Raw genomic sequence first — 502 nt, 5'->3', positions numbered from 1 at the left:
GTTTTCGGGTCGCGCTGATAACGCTTGATCTCGTAGGGCAGGTCGAGCTCTTCGAGCAGCCACAAAATGCGCTGCGAACGTGAGTTGTTCAGGTGGTGGACAGTGATCATGTCGGGCTCCGCGGGGTGAAAGTGTCTAGAAAAGACTGCGCTGCCACCGGGGAGTGCCCTGAAATGCTGTTACTTCGACGAGCGTGCCGGAAAGACTGTGCTGATGAGCTAGGCACCGATGAAAATTTCAGGTGCCTCTGTCACTGGAGCCGGCCGCTGGCTCGCCACGAAGTTCTCGCTCCACTGCGGCTTTATCAATGACCGACCAGACGCTGACAATCTTGCCGTCGCTGAATGTGTAGAACACGTTTTCAGAAAAGGTAATACGCTGGCCATGCGCATCCAGCCCCAGAAATCGCCCCTGCGGCGAGCAGTTGAATATCAGGCGGGCAGCAACCTGTGACGCCTCAACCACCAGCAAGTCAATGTTGAAACGCAGGTCAGGGATAATC

The 502-nt window shown here is 56.0% G+C and carries 2 protein-coding genes; both read right to left on the bottom strand.

Going from position 1 to position 502, the window contains the following annotated elements; translation table 11 throughout:
* On the bottom strand, nt 1-110 hold a 110-nt coding region (locus ALO43_RS18635), incomplete at its 3' end, for a thioredoxin domain-containing protein (RefSeq protein ID WP_459564957.1).
* A 127-nt stretch (nt 111-237) separates the two neighbouring features.
* Nucleotides 238-502, bottom strand: a 265-nt coding sequence (locus ALO43_RS18630; protein ID WP_174518514.1) for an ester cyclase, incomplete at its 5' end; no start/stop codon positions are given.

This window comes from Pseudomonas tremae, from assembly GCF_001401155.1.
GTDB classification, from domain to species: domain Bacteria; phylum Pseudomonadota; class Gammaproteobacteria; order Pseudomonadales; family Pseudomonadaceae; genus Aquipseudomonas; species Aquipseudomonas tremae.
The sequence above is the reverse complement of the archived record's forward strand: the minus strand, read 5'-3'. Positions and strand labels throughout refer to the sequence as shown.